12 protein-coding genes are annotated in these 15,272 nt (G+C 45.2%); 6 read left to right on the top strand and 6 right to left on the bottom strand.

The annotated features are described in order from the left end of the window. Positions 1-21 precede the first annotated feature (21 nt). Positions 22-459 carry a cupin domain-containing protein gene (locus IQ263_RS19665; RefSeq protein ID WP_442922539.1) on the bottom strand — a complete coding sequence of 146 codons (438 nt, stop codon included), beginning with the start codon at positions 457-459 and terminating at the stop codon, positions 22-24. Between the two features lie 32 nt (positions 460-491). Here IQ263_RS19665 and IQ263_RS19660 point away from each other — a divergent pair, with 32 nt between their 5' ends. Beyond that, on the top strand, positions 492-668 hold the full coding sequence (locus tag IQ263_RS19660; RefSeq protein ID WP_194069503.1) for a hypothetical protein: 177 nt from the start codon (positions 492-494) through the stop codon (positions 666-668). Between the two features lie 253 nt (positions 669-921). On the opposite strand, the gene IQ263_RS19655 is transcribed toward IQ263_RS19660, so the two are convergent. After that, positions 922-1,692, bottom strand: a complete 771-nt coding sequence (locus tag IQ263_RS19655) for a cysteine hydrolase family protein (RefSeq protein ID WP_194069501.1) — start codon at positions 1,690-1,692, stop codon at positions 922-924. A gap of 115 nt (positions 1,693-1,807) precedes the next feature. On the opposite strand from IQ263_RS19655, the gene IQ263_RS19650 reads away from it, so the two are divergent. The 5 genes from IQ263_RS19650 to IQ263_RS19630 all read left to right on the top strand — a co-directional run bounded on the left by IQ263_RS19650 (position 1,808) and on the right by IQ263_RS19630 (position 7,838). Further along, complete coding sequence (locus IQ263_RS19650; RefSeq protein WP_194069500.1) at positions 1,808-3,217, top strand: amidohydrolase; 1,410 nt, start codon at positions 1,808-1,810, stop codon at positions 3,215-3,217. A gap of 133 nt (positions 3,218-3,350) precedes the next feature. Next, the gene (locus tag IQ263_RS19645) at positions 3,351-4,541 is read left to right on the top strand and encodes a glycoside hydrolase family 10-like protein (protein WP_194069498.1); all 1,191 of its coding nucleotides are present in this window, start codon (positions 3,351-3,353) and stop codon (positions 4,539-4,541) included. A 164-nt stretch (positions 4,542-4,705) separates the two neighbouring features. Further along, entirely contained in the window at positions 4,706-5,395 is a 690-nt protein-coding gene (locus IQ263_RS19640) for a TIGR02117 family protein (RefSeq protein ID WP_194069496.1), read from the top strand. A gap of 157 nt (positions 5,396-5,552) precedes the next feature. After that, entirely contained in the window at positions 5,553-6,326 is a 774-nt protein-coding gene (hisA, locus tag IQ263_RS19635; protein WP_194069494.1) for a 1-(5-phosphoribosyl)-5-[(5-phosphoribosylamino)methylideneamino]imidazole-4-carboxamide isomerase, read from the top strand. A 102-nt stretch (positions 6,327-6,428) separates the two neighbouring features. Next, a complete protein-coding gene (locus tag IQ263_RS19630; RefSeq protein ID WP_194069492.1) occupies positions 6,429-7,838 on the top strand; it encodes a cation:proton antiporter in 1,410 nt (469 codons plus the stop codon). 135 nt (positions 7,839-7,973) lie between these two features. Here IQ263_RS19630 and IQ263_RS19625 read toward each other — a convergent pair whose 3' ends face one another. The 4 genes from IQ263_RS19625 to IQ263_RS19610 form a co-directional block, all read right to left on the bottom strand. Then, the gene (locus IQ263_RS19625) at positions 7,974-10,814 is read right to left on the bottom strand and encodes a PAS domain S-box protein (protein WP_194069490.1); all 2,841 of its coding nucleotides are present in this window, start codon (positions 10,812-10,814) and stop codon (positions 7,974-7,976) included. Between the two features lie 41 nt (positions 10,815-10,855). After that, the gene (locus IQ263_RS19620; protein ID WP_228050202.1) at positions 10,856-11,860 is read right to left on the bottom strand and encodes a BMP family protein; all 1,005 of its coding nucleotides are present in this window, start codon (positions 11,858-11,860) and stop codon (positions 10,856-10,858) included. 333 nt (positions 11,861-12,193) lie between these two features. Beyond that, positions 12,194-14,368 carry a glutamine synthetase III family protein gene (locus IQ263_RS19615; protein WP_194069488.1) on the bottom strand — a complete coding sequence of 725 codons (2,175 nt, stop codon included), beginning with the start codon at positions 14,366-14,368 and terminating at the stop codon, positions 12,194-12,196. A 516-nt stretch (positions 14,369-14,884) separates the two neighbouring features. Continuing rightward, complete coding sequence (locus IQ263_RS19610; protein ID WP_194069486.1) at positions 14,885-15,145, bottom strand: hypothetical protein; 261 nt, start codon at positions 15,143-15,145, stop codon at positions 14,885-14,887. Positions 15,146-15,272: the final 127 nt, after the last annotated feature.

Here is a 15,272-nt window from a genome sequence, read left to right as displayed (position 1 = left end):
ACGGTAATCCTCACTATAAACTTAGCACGCCACCAGTACATCCGATCGCCCGAGAACCCTCATATCTTCCTCATCGAGTTCCACTGGCGTACCGCTGCGAATTAGTTCCACAAAATCCTCATTCGGCACCATAATGCACAAAGTGTACAAACGTTCATTGCCCGTATTTTTAATTACATGAGTACCGGTTGGAGGCACTAACAAACTATCACCCGGTTTAATACTAACTGTTTTGCCGTCGCAGGTTGCTTCCCCTGTTCCTTTGAGTACAAAAAACATTTCTACTGCAAATTGATGGCGGTTAGGAGGAGTTTTGCCACCCGCATCGAAGATTTCGATGCAAACAGTTAAGGAAACATTAGCTATTACCGGATCGAAGACGATAGCTAATCTATTAGTATCGCCCGGACTGATGCGAAATGCTTGGTAATCTTTCGGAGATTTCATCACCGGAATCATGCACTGGTTTGTCATTTTTTTTATTGTTAGTTATGGTTGAAGTCAGTAGTTATTGGTTATTAGTTATTAGTTATTGGTTATTAGTTATTGGTTGTTGGTTATTGGTTATTGGTTATTGGTTGTTGGTTATTGGTTATTGGTTGTTGGTTGTTGGTTATTGGTTGTTGGTTGTTGGTTATTGGTTGTTGGTTGTTGGTTGTTGTTATTAGTTATTGGTTATTTGTTATTGGTGGCCACTCACAAATAATATCAGACAAATAACAATGCTATAGAGGCCCAATGCTTTTTGCTCCGATTCTCAATGCCCAATGCCCAATGCCCAATGCCCTATGCCCTATGCCCTATTCCCTATGCCCTATTCCCTATGCCCAATGCCCAATGCCCAATGACTACTAACTAATGACTAATGACTAATGACTAATGACTACTGACTACTGACTACTGACTACTGACTACTGACTGTTATTTAATTGCTTCTAACATAGCCTGAGAATCCGACAAAAAACCAAAACATTGTTTAACATTATAAAGAGTAGCTTGCCAGCAATACTCTGGAGATGTGGTAGCTGTACAATCTTTGACTAAAATACAGTCGTAACCGAGGAAATTAGCATCTTGCAGTGTAGCCATGACGCACTGATCGGCGTTTACTCCTCCGAAAAAAAGTGTAGTTTTGCCGAGGTTTCGCAATATACTATCTAAAGGAGTATCCCAAAAGGCGCTCATCCGATATTTGTCAATGCAAATATCCTCTGGTTTTTGTTCTAATTCATCGACAACCTGCGCCGCCCAACTCCCCGCCATCAACACAGATGCGCCGTTTTTTGGCAGGGGATCTCCCAAACCTACGCCGTCGCCTGTGGGATTGTAAACGTGACGGGAAGCTGCACTAATGTTGAGTAAATCGGGGCGGTTTCCCCAGTTGATCCAAATAATTGGCATAGCGTGCGATCGCAATTTGGGCAGCAATTTTTTTAAAGGATTAATTGGAGTTTGGGCGGGGGTTATATCCACGCCAATATGTGCTAGCCAACCGTCGGGGTGACAAAAATCATTTTGCATATCTATCACCAACATTGCTGCTTTTGCTAAATCCAAACGCAGGGTTTTCGTTTCTGTTTCTAGGGTAACAGGTTGAGGCGCGATCGGCGATCGGGTGATGTCGGCAATTTTTTCATCAACTTTCCAAGCATTCGGCGGCACGCCCAAGGTACGGAGAGAATCAGGATTCATATTTTACGTTTAAATCGATTGACTTACTTAAGGTTAGCAGGCACTGACTAGAAGATTAAATGACATTAAACATTACAATAGTAATAGATGTGAATTCACCAGAAGGGGTCAATCTGTGAGCTTTACAATTCAAAATGTTTTAATTCCCGTTGAGGGTGGTTATGAAACCGCAGACGTGCAGGTGGCGGATAATTGCATAAGTGCGATCGCCCAAAATTTAGAGGCTGTGGGAACAGTAATCGACGGCACTAATAAGCTGCTGCTACCCGGTTTTGTCAACGCCCACACGCACTCTTCCGAAATGTGGCAGCGCGGCATCATTCCCCCTTTGCCGCTGGAATTGTGGATTGCCGAACTGTACGATTTTACACCTTTAGATCCCGAACAAGTTTACTTGAGCGCCCTCGGTACGGCAGTAGAAACATTGCTATCTGGCGGCACCAGCGTAGTCGATCATTTAGTTTTAATTCCGGGGCAAGAATTAGAGACAATCGCCGCCGCAGTTCGTGCTTATCAAGAAATTGGCATCCGCGCGTTTATCGGGCCATTAATTCAAGATGAATCCCTGACAGCGGGAATGCCTGCGGGTGATAGCACTATCGAACACAGGGCTTACATTCGCTCGACAAAGGCAACTTTGGAATTAATGGAATCAGCCATTAAACAGTTTCATAAGCCCGAAATAGGTGTTAATATGTTGTTGGCACCGACGGGAATTCAACTGTGTTCGGATGCTTTGTTTGAAGGCTGCGTCGATTTGGGCGATCGCTACAATCTTTGCCTGCACGCCCACCTACTAGAAACCTCAGCCCAAAAACAACTAGCTCAGGAAAAATACGGTTGCAGCGCCGTCGAACACCTGCAAAAAATCGGTTTTTTAACTCCTCGTACTTCCTTAGCCCACTGCGTCTGGCTGGAAGATTCCGACATCGCAATTCTAGCAGAAACTGAATCGACTGTTGTACACAATCCCCTCAGCAACCTGCGGTTGGGAAGTGGTATCGCACCGATTTTGAAATACCGCCAAGCGGGAGTCAATGTATCTTTCGGCTGCGATGGCGCTGCTAGCAACGATTCTCAAGATTTGCTAGAAGCAATTAAAATGGGTTCGATTCTACACAATATCACGGATTTGGATTACCGCCACTGGATTACACCGCGCCAGTCTGTAGCAATGGCATCGCAGGGCGGAGCGAAAGGCTTGAATGTCGCCGAAGAAATCGGTTCGCTGACAGTTGGGAAAAAAGCCGATTTTGTGCTGTACGATTTAACCAGTTTATCATTGTTGCCGCGCACCGACCCGATTGGTTTGCTAATTTTGGGTCGTCCGACAAATGCGGTAAACAGTGTTTGGGTAAACGGCAAACAAATTGTTGCTGAAGGTAAGGTGACAACGATTGATGTTGATGATTTGAGGCGGGAATTATTCGATCGCAGCGAGTGGAGTAGCCAGCGTCAATCGCCAATGGTGGGCGAGATTGAAGCGCACTACCGCCAAGTGATGAAATTGCCTGGTTATTCTTAGGGGGAATTGCAGCAAAATTCGGCGGTTGAAACCTATCCTGTACAAACAAAACCCGACGGGAATTGAATAAATTAAGGTGCTCGCGTGCTCACCCTACAGTATGATGTTAGATTGTGGTGTTTGCGAAAAATTGATGATTAAACTGTACAAATGGCAGCGGATACTGGCTTTAATAGTTGTTTTTGCGATCGCCCTTACCTCCTCCGCCATTTTCTCCCCCCGAATGGAGGCTCAAACCCCGCCCAAAACCCCAACAACCGAATTGCGCGGCATTTGGCTGACTAATATTGACAGCGACGTTATTTTTTCGCGCAACAACATCATTGACGCTGTAAACAGACTGGAAAAACTCAACTTTAATACCATTTATCCTACAGTTTGGCAAGGAGGCTACACGCTTTATCCCAGCGCTGTCGCCAAACGAGTATTCGGAGAGGCGATCGATCCATCACCAGGATTAAAAGACCGAGACATTCTCAAAGAGATTATAGCACAATCCCACAAAAAAGGTATTGCAGTAATCCCGTGGTTTGAGTTTGGTTTCATGGCTCCCGCCGAATCGGAATTAGCCCGACTTCACCCCGACTGGCTGGCGCGCAGGCGCGACGGTTCAACTATTTGGAAAGAAGGCACCCACGATCGAGTTTGGCTGAATCCTTTTCATGCCGAAGTCCAGAAATTTATCTTAGATTTAATCCTAGAAATTGTCGATAATTACGATCTAGATGGCATTCAATTTGACGATCATTTCGGTTTGCCAGTAGAATTTGGCTACGAGCCGCAAACAGTGTTAATGTATCAGGAACAAATCAAAAGCCCTCCCTCCAACGATGCCCGCGAAACCTTCTGGGTGCGCTGGCGCGCCGACAAAATCAACGACTTCATGGGGCGAATTTCCCGCGCTATCAAATCCCGTAAACAAAAATGTATTATCAGTTTATCTCCGAACCCTCTGCACTTTGCTTTACCAGCCCACTTGCAGGACTGGTTTAGCTGGGAAAGACGCGGTTACATCGAAGAACTTATAGTCCAGGTTTATCGCAGCGATCTCAAGCGTTTTAACGTAGAATTGGAACGGGAAGAAGTTAAATTAGCCAAAGGACACATTCCAACTGCGATCGGCATTTTAACAGGCTTGAAAAATAATTCAATTCCGCTGCAACAAATTCAAGAACAAGTGCAAGAAGTCCGAAAAAGAAACTTTGGAGGTGTTTCATTCTTTTTCTACGAAAGCTTGTCCAGTTGGGCCAAGGAACCCCCCGAACAGCGCAATGGAACCCTGCACAAATTATTTCCGACAAAGATGCAGCGCCCGCAAGTTTAAAGTTTGCTAAAATAGTTCGTAGTAAGGACTTCAGTTATTTTAAAGTTGGTTAGTAGTAAGGACTTCAGTCCTTCTCAAGTTGGGTGAGTAGTAAGGACTTCCGTCCTTATTCTTACGATTATTAAGGACTAAAGTCCTCATTACGAACCGGGGAAAGAGTTATAATGTTGAATAAAAAGTTAATTTTTCGCATTTGTATTCTTAATTTCTGCCTAGTTTCTGTACTTGCGGCAATCGGCTACTTGATGCCCAGAAAGTGGGGAGAATCATCGCAAACAACTTGCACAGTTACTGTACAAGTTGCTAAGCAAGGTATCCACACTGAAATAATCGTCCCCGTTAAAAATCAATACTTTAACTGGTCTCAATATTTACCGTTAACAAAAATAGGGCGGGATGCCGATCATGAGTACAAATATTTATCTTTTGGTTGGGGAGATAGAGCTTTTATGCTGGAAACTCCCACGTCAGGAACCATTAACCCAGTTATAGCTTTCAACGCGCTATTTCTCCCAACTCCGTCTACGATGCACGTTGAAGGTTATCGGGCTTTTCCCCAAAATCAAGAAACTAAATGTGTTAAACTTAGTGGAGAAAATTATCTAAGGATGGTAAATTATATTGAAAAATCATTCCTATTAGACGCAGAAGCTCACCCGAAAAAAATTAGCTACGGCTACGATAATAGTGACAGTTTTTATGAAGCAAAAAGCAGTTACTCGATTTTGAAAACTTGCAATGACTGGACTGCTGAAGCTTTGCGAAAAGCGGATGTTGATACTCCTTTGTGGTCAACTCTATCGTCAGCGGTTATGTTTCACTTAAACAGCGGTTGCGAATGTAGAAGTCAGTAGTCAGTAGTCAGTAGTCATTAGTCAGTAGTCAGTAGTCATTAGTCATTAGTCATCAGTCGGTAGGGGCGGTGGATGGTGCGTGCCCGCCCTCTTAACAGTTAACAGTTAACAGTTAACAGTCAACAGTTAACAGTCAACAATTACCAATTCCCAAATCATGAATATAATTCCAGCGATCGATCTATTGGACGGAAAATGCGTGAGATTGTATCAGGGAGACTACGCTAAGTCTCAAACTTTTAACGACAATCCGGTAGAAGTCGCCAGACAGTGGGTAAATCAAGGCGCGACAATGCTGCATTTGGTAGACCTCGACGGGGCAAAAGCGGGTCATCCCGTCAATCAAGCAGCCATTGAGGCCATTGTCCGCGCCGTAGACGTTCCCTGTCAACTAGGTGGCGGAATGCGCGATCGCGCTTCTGTTGCTGCTATCCTCAATTTAGGAGTCAAGCGCGCCATTCTCGGAACTATTGCTGTCGAACAACCGGAATTAGTCGGTGAATTGTGCGCCGAATTTCCTGGTCAAATTCTGGTGGGAATCGATGCCAGAAACGGTAAAGTTGCTACTAGAGGTTGGTTAGAAACTTCCGAAGTTTTAGCAACAGAATTGGCGCAAAAAATGGCCGAATTGGGGGCAGCAGAAATTATTTACACTGATATTCACCGCGATGGTACTATGGAAGGGCCGAACTTGGAATCTTTGCGCGAAATTGCTAACGCTATTTCGATTCCAGTGATTGCATCGGGCGGCGTTAGTTCGATCGCAGATTTACTCAGTTTGTTGGCTTTGGAACCAATTGGTGTCAAAAGTGCGATCGTCGGTAGAGCAATTTATACCGGCGATATCTTGCTAAAAGAAGCAATTCAAGCTGTCGGACAAGGCCGGTGGCAAGATGTACCCCCTGATTTGGGTTCTTCCAGTTTTGCTTGAACATCTGAATCAGCACAACTAGCCTTTAAAAAACCGGAGTCCTTGAGTTTGTTTGCATCCAAAATTATCTGATTAGAATGTCTTTCTTATCTTCATTGTACCATGTTTTTTAACCCAACAATTACAGCTTTAAGTTCTGGGATAGCATCTTTAACTACTCCCATACCTTTGCTAGCAACACTCGATCCCGAAAATTCGCCTATCGTCTTGAGCGGAGTTCTGCTCAGTTTGGTAGTGATTTATCTGGCCAGCAAATTAGGCGCAGAAGCGGCTCTGAAGTTGAATCTTCCACCAGTTTTGGGCGAACTTGTAGCAGGGGTGATTGTTGGCGTATCCGCTTTGAACCTGATCGTTTTTCCCGAAGGTGGACTGTCAGCTTCCAACTCAGGAATTATGACTGTTTTGCAGTCAATAAATCCTATGTCCCCTGCCGCCGTCACCAGCGTGTTTGAATCGCAGAGCGAAATCGTTTCTGTGCTGGCTGAATTGGGGGTGATTATTCTACTGTTTGAAATTGGTTTGGAGTCGGATATCAGACAACTCAAAGAAGTGGGAATTCAAGCCACCTTTGTCGCTGTTGTCGGCGTAGCAGTTCCCTTTGTTGCGGGTACTGCGGGCTTGATGATAATTTTTCACACGGCGGCGATTCCGGCAATTTTTGCAGGGGCTGCTTTGACAGCCACCAGCATCGGAATTACCTCAAAAGTTTTGTCTGAATTAGGACGGCTGAAATCCAAAGAAGGTCAAATCATTGTCGGGGCGGCAGTAATTGACGACGTGCTGGGAATTATTGTCTTGGCGGTAGTTGCCAGTTTAGCGAAAACAGGTGAAATTGATGTTGTTAATGTCATCTATTTAATCATTGGTGCAACTGCATTTTTGCTAGGTTCAATTCTGTTGGGCGGCATCTTTAATAAAAGCTTTGCCGCAGTAGTTGATAAACTCAAAACTCGCGGTAATATCGTCATTCCGGCATTTATATTTGCTTTTTTCATGGCGTTTATCGGCAACGCAATTCATCTCGAAGCGATTTTGGGTGCTTTTGCGGCTGGTTTAGTGTTAGATGAAAGCGATGCCCGCAATGAGTTGGATGAGTTGATTAAACCCGTCGCTGATTTGTTTGTACCCATCTTTTTTGTGACGGTGGGAGCCCGGGCAGATTTGGGAGTTTTGAACCCAACAGTGCCGGATAATCGGGCGGGACTTTTGATTGCCGTGTTTTTGATTGTGGTGGCGATTTTTGGCAAGTTGGTGACTGGTTGGGCGGTGTTTGGTCAGCCTGGAATCAATCGATTGGCGATCGGAGTTGGGATGATTCCTCGGGGCGAAGTTGGGTTAGTTTTTGCCGGTATCGGTTCGGCTAGCGGGGCTTTGGATAAGCCGCTGGAGGTTTCGATTATTATTATGGTGATTCTGACGACATTTTTAGCGCCGCCTTTTCTGCGGATTGCCTTTGGCGATACGGTAGAGCCTCCTGCTAGCGGGGAACTTTCTAGCGAGAAAATCGTTTGATTAGCGGGTGATATTAAGTCTGTTTTGAGGTGGTTGGGGGCGATCGGCTGGTTTTGAATCAGAAAGGGCGATCGTCTCCATTGCTACTCATTCGCCTCCCGGTTCTCAAAGAAATGGGTCTAATTGCGATCGCGGTTATTTACCAACGAGTGCTACAGAACCGTTTTGCAAAACAGGAATTTCAATTAGGAACTCTGTTCCTTGATGGGGTTGAGAAAAGCACTGGAGGAAGCCACCGTGCTTGTCAACTACAATTTGATAGCTGATGGATAGCCCTAATCCAGTTCCTTTACCAGTTGGTTTTGTAGTGAAAAAGGGATTGAACACCTGTTGTCTAACAGTTTCCGTCATTCCAGGCCCATTGTCTTGAATTTGAATCACCACGTTTTTACAATGACCGGGCCCAGTTTCGTTTGTGACTAGCTTAGTCCGAATAGTGATGCGACTGGGATGCTTTTGGATGTCTTTTGGAGAACGCTGATTGTCGTAGTTTTCTAAAGCATCGATCGCATTTGCCAGAATATTCATAAAGACTTGGTTCAACTGTCCGGCATAGCACTCTACCAGCGGTAAGTCGCCGTACTCTTTGACAATTTCAATAGCAGGATGAGCCGGATTTGCCTTCAGTCGATTTTGCAAAATCATCAATGTGCTGTCAATTCCCTCGTGGATATCAACTGGCTTCATTTCTGCCTCATCCAGCCGCGAGAAGTTTCGCAGCGACAGGACAATTTGACGAATGCGATCGGCTCCTACCTTCATTGAAGTCAGGATTTTGGGCAAATCTTCACTAATGAAGTCTAGCTCGAACTCTTCAATTTTTTCCTGAATTTGGGGATTAGTTGGATAGGTTTGCTGGTAAAGCTGAATCAACTTTAGTAAATTTTGCGTGTAGTCCGCAGTATGGCTCAGGTTGCCATAGATAAAGTTGACTGGATTATTAATTTCGTGAGCAACACCGGCAACCAATTGCCCCAAACCCGACATTTTCTCTGCCTGAATAAGCTGTGCCTGAGTTTGCTGTAAGGTTTTCAGTGCAACCTCAGCTTCCTCTTTTGCTTGCCTTAAAGCAGCTTCGGCTTGCTTGCGTTCAGTAATATCCAGTGCCAAGGATGCAACTCCCACAATATTTTCAGCATCCCCTACTAAAGGCGTATTGAACCATTCGCAAATAATGATTTTGCCGTTTTTTGTAATATTTTCGTTGACGCTGTACATTCCTTCGCTCTGCATCAACAACTCGCTCATAATTTGATCGACCATCTTTCGGGCAGATGCAGGCACTATTAATTCTGCGGGATGGTGTCCGATCGCCTCTGTAGCCGTGTAACCAAAAATCTTCGCTGCCGCTGGATTCCAGGTAGTGACTTTAAAGTTTAAATCCCATTCCACAACTGCCAGTGAAGTTTTGCGGAATATAAAAGATAGCCGCTGCTCCGACGCTTTGAGTTCTTCTTCTACCTGTTTTCGTTGAGTAATGTCAATCCCTGTTTTGATGATGTACTCAATTTCACCCTGATTATCTACTAAAGCAGTATCTGACCAAGCAATCAGTCTGAGTTGTTGATCTTTGCTCAACCAACTGCCTTCATATTGCTGGGGAAAATTACCAGCTTTTAAAGACTCAAAAGTAGTTTTGGCAAGTCCTGCTAAGTCTGAGTTCGGAAACAAATCCCAAAAGTAGCACCCCTTTACTTCACTAAACGAGTAATCAGTCATTTGTTCGCAAGCTCGGTTAAAGCGAACGATTTGTCCCTTCGGGTCGAGCACAACTACCACGGCACCTGCAATTTCAAGAATGGCTGAAACGAAATTCCGTTCTACTTCAACTGCTGTAATCAGTTCCTCTAACTGGGTTGCCATATTGTTAAAGGCGATCGCCAATTTCCCCAGTTCGTTTTGGCTGTCGATGTTGACCCGCGTCTCTAATTCCCCCGCACTGAGTTCAGTAGCTGCCGTAGTTAAGCGCTGTAGCGGCACCACAATTTGCCGAATAAATAGATACCCAATGCCAACAGCCACGAGCGTCACCACCGCCAATGAGCCTCCCATAACTGAGAGCATCTGGTAAACAGGAGCATAGGCCTCAGCCGTTGGCAATTCTACAACCACATTCCAATTCACGCTCCGAACTAAGGCACTGGCTCCCAATACTTCTACCTGCTTTAGACCCTGATAAACGTTAAGGCGCTTAGTATCTTCGGATGCTTTCAAGAATTGAAAAAAGGGACGCTTAGAAATATCTTCAAGTTGAAACGTTTCTGGCTTACGAGCCTTTTGAGCAATGAGAAAATTACGCTCATCAACTACATAGACATAACCCGTCTTGCCCACCTCCGTTTGGGAAACAATAAACCAGAGAAAGTTGAGATTTACCTGTGCTAATAGCACCCCATCCACCTCATCTCGCTCATTCCGAATTGGAACCGCCAGAATGGTGGTTGGTTGGTGGGTTTGAGGATTAATTTCTACAGGACTGACATAATCTTCCTGTTGTTTAAAGGCACGAATAAACAGTGGCGAATTGGCTGGATTTTCTAACTTGAACGGTTGGTAGGGTGAAACTGACGCGACAACTTGTCCCTTCCGGTTCAAAATGGCAACGGCTTCATAAGCATCATTATGACGAGTCAACCCTTCCAACAGGCTCTGCTGCGCTTGTGGTTGAAAGTTTGTGAGTCCTTTGACCCTAGCTAAATAGCTCAGTTTTTGTTTCAAGTCATCTAGATAATCATCAATCTGCCCTGCTGCTGTCTGACTGCGCTCTTGTTGGAGCGATCGCGATTGCTGGATCTGCGCCTGAAAGCTGAGGTAGATCAGCCAGCCACCAGTGGGCAGTAAGCTCAGGAGAACCAAAAATATCAAACCATAGCGGAGCTGATTTGCAATAGAAAAAAAGCGTTGCCAGGGATGATAACGGCAGCTTCTGGCAATCGGCAGAACGCGCTCGTTGCGTTCGTTGCGTTGATTTTTCATCGGACTTAGGACAAATAATGGTAAATCAATTAATGGGCAAACTAAGGAGAAACATCGATTTTGCCAGTCGTCACAGCTTCTCGGATTATCTTAAAATTGTCCTCTTCCTGAGACGTGAGACTACCACGGAAAGGGGCAAAGTCATAGATTTTTTCCTTGAGGCCAAACTTGTAAAGTTTTCCTTCCCAGCGACCTTGCTGGGTTAACACTGCCACATTTAGCACCAGATGGGGAATGTCCTGCAGAACGCTAGTTAGGACTTTGCCGGGAGCCACTTCGTACTGATCCTTTGTCCTACCAATCACAAAGACTCCTGGCTTTTGCGAAACGGCTTTTAGGGCGGCTAACCCTGCCTCACCTGCGTTGAATGCCAAAATATCTACTCCAGAAGCAACCATATCCGTTGCGACTTTGATGGCTTTGTCCGTATCAACCCAAGAGTTGAGAAAAGCCGTCGAGGCTTGAACAGAGGGATTCGTTGCTTTCACTCCCCGCCTAAACAAGGCTTCTTCTTCTTTGTAAACCGGATAAGCTTCACCCGCAATATAGCCAACTTTATGGCTTTTGGTCTTCATGGCAGCCAAAGCGCCTGTGAGGTAGCCCACCTCACCCGATCGAAAAGCAACAGCCCCCAAATTTCTGTTATTCCCTGGATGCGTTGTAATCAGGGCAAATTTTGTTCGCGGAAATTCTTTAGCGACCTTTTCGGCAGTTGTGGAATAGGCACCACTGGCTGCAATTACCAGGTTATAGCCTGACTGGGCATATTTGCGAATGATCGGTTCACTATTTTCACCGTCAAGACTATCAGTAACGTCTACCTGAGCGTTAAATTTATCTCTGATGAGATTCAATCCTTCAAAGCAAGCTTGATCCCAACTTTGGTTGTCTTTGGAGCCTGTGGTGAGCATTGCCACTCTAAAGCTGCTGGAGGTACTTGCTTCAGAGGAAGAGTCTATCTTCGGAGTCGATCGACTGCACGCGATCGCAAGAAATAGAGCTAGAGCCGCCAGAGTCATTTGTTTCAAGAGAGATTGAATTTGCATAATAGCTTTTCTCAGCAATATTACTTTTTTTTCCGCCGACAAATTTGTTGAAGGATATCTCAACAATCTTCACAACTCTTACTCTCGCTCGCATTTAATGACTCTGACAGATTCAGCGTAACACTCATTTAAGCTCAAAAACAAGGACACGGCACTGCCGTGTCCTTACAACTCTAAGGATCGAAAACTTAATAAATTAAGCACCTCCTACAGTCTTCTCTCCTGTAACTTGCGATATCAAAGGAGGCTCTTCCTCGCCTATCTGCATTACCAGGCTCTTCCTGGTAACGAGCAAAGCTTACAACTCTAACTGCAAATTAACTCTATTTGCGATTACTTAACAAACAGCATTTCTTGATAAGTAGGCAGCGGCCACAAATCATCAGCCACTTCAGCTTCCAAAGCATCAGCATACTCGCGAACCTCATCCATCAAAGGGCGAATTGTTTGCGAAGCGTACTGCATATGCTCGTCTGTTGTAGCAAAATCGTGCTTGCTCAAAGCATCACTCAACTTGCTCGCGGTATCCATCATTGACTTAACCAGAGCAGCTACTTTTTCAGCAGTTGCCTTTTCCAATTCAATGCCAATTTCTTTCAACTTATAAATCGTGTTAGAAAGATCGGACAAATAGCTCACCGCTGCCGGATAAATCAGAGTTTTTGTCATGCTCAGTACAAGTTTTGCTTCGACTTCTATTGCCAGCAAATACTGCTCTGCATACACATCATAACGGCTTTCTAGTTCAACCGGAGTTAGAACACCTGTCTTTTCAAACAAGTCCTCAACGTATCCTTCCTTCAACGCCGACAAAGCATCTGCCGTAGTCCGCAAGTTGGCTAAACCCCGTTCTTCAACAGCCATTTTGTGCCATTTTTCTGAATAGCCGTTACCGCCAAATATCACTGCGCCGTGGTCGTCCATCACTTCTTTCAGAAGTGTTTGGATGGCAGCATTCAGTTCAGTTCCGTTAGCCAAATCGCTTTCTAATTTGTTAGCAACCCAGTCCAAAGAATCTGCAAGAATAGTATTCATTGCCACCAGCGGGCCGGAAACAGATTGACCGGAACCTACTGCACGGAATTCAAAGCGGTTTCCTGTAAAGGCAAAGGGCGAAGTCCGGTTTCTGTCGCCGGCATCCTTCATGAAAGTAGGCAGTGTTTCTACGCCTAAATTCATGATGCCTCGACATTGAGAACCCTTAACTCCTCCCTTGCTAATTTGCTCGAAGATATCTTCTAATTGCGAACCCAAATAGACGGAAATAATTGCTGGTGGAGCTTCGTTGGCACCCAAACGGTGGTCGTTGCTGGCAGTTGCAACTACGGCGCGCAACAAGGGGCCGTATTTGTGAACGCCGCGAATCACAGCGCCGCAGAATACTAGGAATTGTATGTTAGAGTGCGGTGTATCGCCGGGGTCTAATAAGTTGCCTTGGGTGGCGTTACCGACTGACCAGTTAACGTGTTTGCCGGAACCGTTGATTCCCGCGAAGGGCTTCTCGTGCAGCAAGCACATAAAACCATGTTTCTTCGCTGTGTTGCGGAGAATTGTCATGGTTAATTGTTGGTGGTCGCTGGCGACGTTTGCTGCTTCAAAAACTGGTGCAATTTCAAACTGACCGGGTGCTACTTCGTTGTGGCGGGTTTTGGCCGGAATTCCCAGGCGGTACATTCTTTCTTCTACTTCTTGCATGAAGACTTGAACGCGCTCTGGGATGGCTCCAAAATAGTGGTCGTCAAATTGCTGACCTTTGGCGGGAGCTTTGCCAAAGAGGGTGCGCCCTGCTAGCAGCAAGTCTGGGCGGCTGTGGCCGAAGTTGGAATCTATGAGAAAGTATTCTTGTTCGCAACCGCAACTGGAATTTACGGGTGCAACTTCGGTGTTTCCTAACAGTTTTAAGACTCTGGTTGCTGCTTTGTTCATGGCGCTAATGGAGCGCAAAAGCGGGGTTTTCTTGTCTAGGGCTTCACCTGTCCAAGAGATGAAAACAGTGGGAATGCACAAAGTCATGCCGTTGTCTGTTTCCATGACATAGGCGGGGCTGGTGACATCCCAGGCTGTGTATCCGCGAGCGGCGTCGGTGGAGCGAATGCCGCCGTTGGGAAAAGAGGAACCGTCGGGTTCGCCTTGTACTAAAAGTTTACCTGCAAATTCTGAGATGACGGAACCGTCGCTTTGGAGTGAGATGAAACCGTCGTGTTTTTCGGCGGTGCTGTTGGTTAGCGGGAAGAATACGTGGGCGTAGTACAGGGCTCCTTTGGAAATAGCCCAATCTTTCATTGCTACTGCAATTACATCAGCTACGGAAGGATCGAGGGTTTGCCCGGTTTGAATGGTGTTTTTTACTGATTTGAAAATATTTTTGGGCAGTCTTGCTTGCATTTGGCTCAGACTAAAAACGTCTGTTGCCCACATATCTTCTAACCGCTTGAGAGGCTTGGGTGGGGTCAGTTGGCGGTTGACGATTTGAGAAATTGCTTGAACGCGCGATTGGTTTCCACTCATGGTTATTTTTATTGGGATTAGGGGAGCAGTAGTTGTGAAAAATAGTGGTTAGGGCAAGTCTAACCGTTGATGAATCTGTTAGATTTACTAACGTTTTTAGTCAAGGCTAACTTTTTGGAGAATGCCTTTTTTGGCAGGATATGAAGAATTGGATGAGCGAGGCGCAATAACTTCGCTTTCTGTGTTGCTGAGAATCCAGTGTTCGATAGATGCGGTGGGATTTCAGTTTTTAGCAATAAAATAGATGACAAGAGGCTGTACTAACTTTAGTTAACATCATAGATGTGGTCGCTGCACAGATTTAGTAGCTCATTTTAACCCTGGTAAGCTCAAAAACTTTGTGCTAGTCAATTCCGATTAATTCTGGTCAAAACTACTTATGGTTTTTAACGGTTCAACGATAAATCGCAGCCCAGCAAACAACGCACTCGTTTATTGTTTTGGGGAATTATGGAGACTACACAACCTACACTTGGAGAGTGTAAGCAATCATTAACTTAATTAATGTAGCACAGGCTACAGAATGTTACTTTTTTTTGCGGAATGGTCGATCGCCCGATCGCGCGTAACCGCAAAAGTTGAGTTTGACAGGAGGCCCGCGGCTGAAACGGCAGGCGATCGCAGCAATTGTAGGGTGCGCCAGTAGTGGGTTATTCGGATTATTGAGAGTTGAAATTTGAGAACCGCTATAGCTGATCTGATGTCGGTTGAATTGCGGGCGATCGAACTTTGTCGCGCCGTGCGGGCGGGTTTATAGATATTGTGGGTTTGAGTCATCAATTTTTGGTTAACCAGCCCCTACAATTATTGTGGCTAATTTACGGCAGGTATCAGCGATCGAATAAACCTTATACCATTTTTCTAAAGATGTGCTATAGATGAAGTCTTAGCCCCCCCTTAGTAA

It is taken from the genome of Tychonema sp. LEGE 06208 (genome assembly GCF_015207505.1).
Taxonomy (GTDB): domain Bacteria; phylum Cyanobacteriota; class Cyanobacteriia; order Cyanobacteriales; family Microcoleaceae; genus Microcoleus.
Note: the sequence above shows the minus strand (reverse complement) of the source record. Positions and strands in the feature narration are given on the sequence as shown.

Excerpts from the sequence above, each read along its gene's own strand:
- IQ263_RS19665 (WP_442922539.1), bottom strand. The coding sequence starts at position 459 with ATGATTCCGGTGATGAAATCTCCGAAAGATTACCAAGCATTTCGCATC.
- IQ263_RS19660 (WP_194069503.1), top strand. The coding sequence starts at position 492 with ATGGTTGAAGTCAGTAGTTATTGGTTATTAGTTATTAGTTATTGGTTA.
- IQ263_RS19655 (WP_194069501.1), bottom strand. The coding sequence starts at position 1,692 with ATGAATCCTGATTCTCTCCGTACCTTGGGCGTGCCGCCGAATGCTTGG.
- IQ263_RS19645 (WP_194069498.1), top strand. The coding sequence starts at position 3,351 with ATGATTAAACTGTACAAATGGCAGCGGATACTGGCTTTAATAGTTGTT.
- IQ263_RS19640 (WP_194069496.1), top strand. The coding sequence starts at position 4,706 with ATGTTGAATAAAAAGTTAATTTTTCGCATTTGTATTCTTAATTTCTGC.
- hisA (WP_194069494.1), top strand. The coding sequence starts at position 5,553 with ATGAATATAATTCCAGCGATCGATCTATTGGACGGAAAATGCGTGAGA.
- IQ263_RS19630 (WP_194069492.1), top strand. The coding sequence starts at position 6,429 with ATGTTTTTTAACCCAACAATTACAGCTTTAAGTTCTGGGATAGCATCT.
- IQ263_RS19625 (WP_194069490.1), bottom strand. The coding sequence starts at position 10,814 with ATGAAAAATCAACGCAACGAACGCAACGAGCGCGTTCTGCCGATTGCC.
- IQ263_RS19620 (WP_228050202.1), bottom strand. The coding sequence starts at position 11,860 with ATGCAAATTCAATCTCTCTTGAAACAAATGACTCTGGCGGCTCTAGCT.
- IQ263_RS19615 (WP_194069488.1), bottom strand. The coding sequence starts at position 14,368 with ATGAGTGGAAACCAATCGCGCGTTCAAGCAATTTCTCAAATCGTCAAC.
- IQ263_RS19610 (WP_194069486.1), bottom strand. The coding sequence starts at position 15,145 with ATGACTCAAACCCACAATATCTATAAACCCGCCCGCACGGCGCGACAA.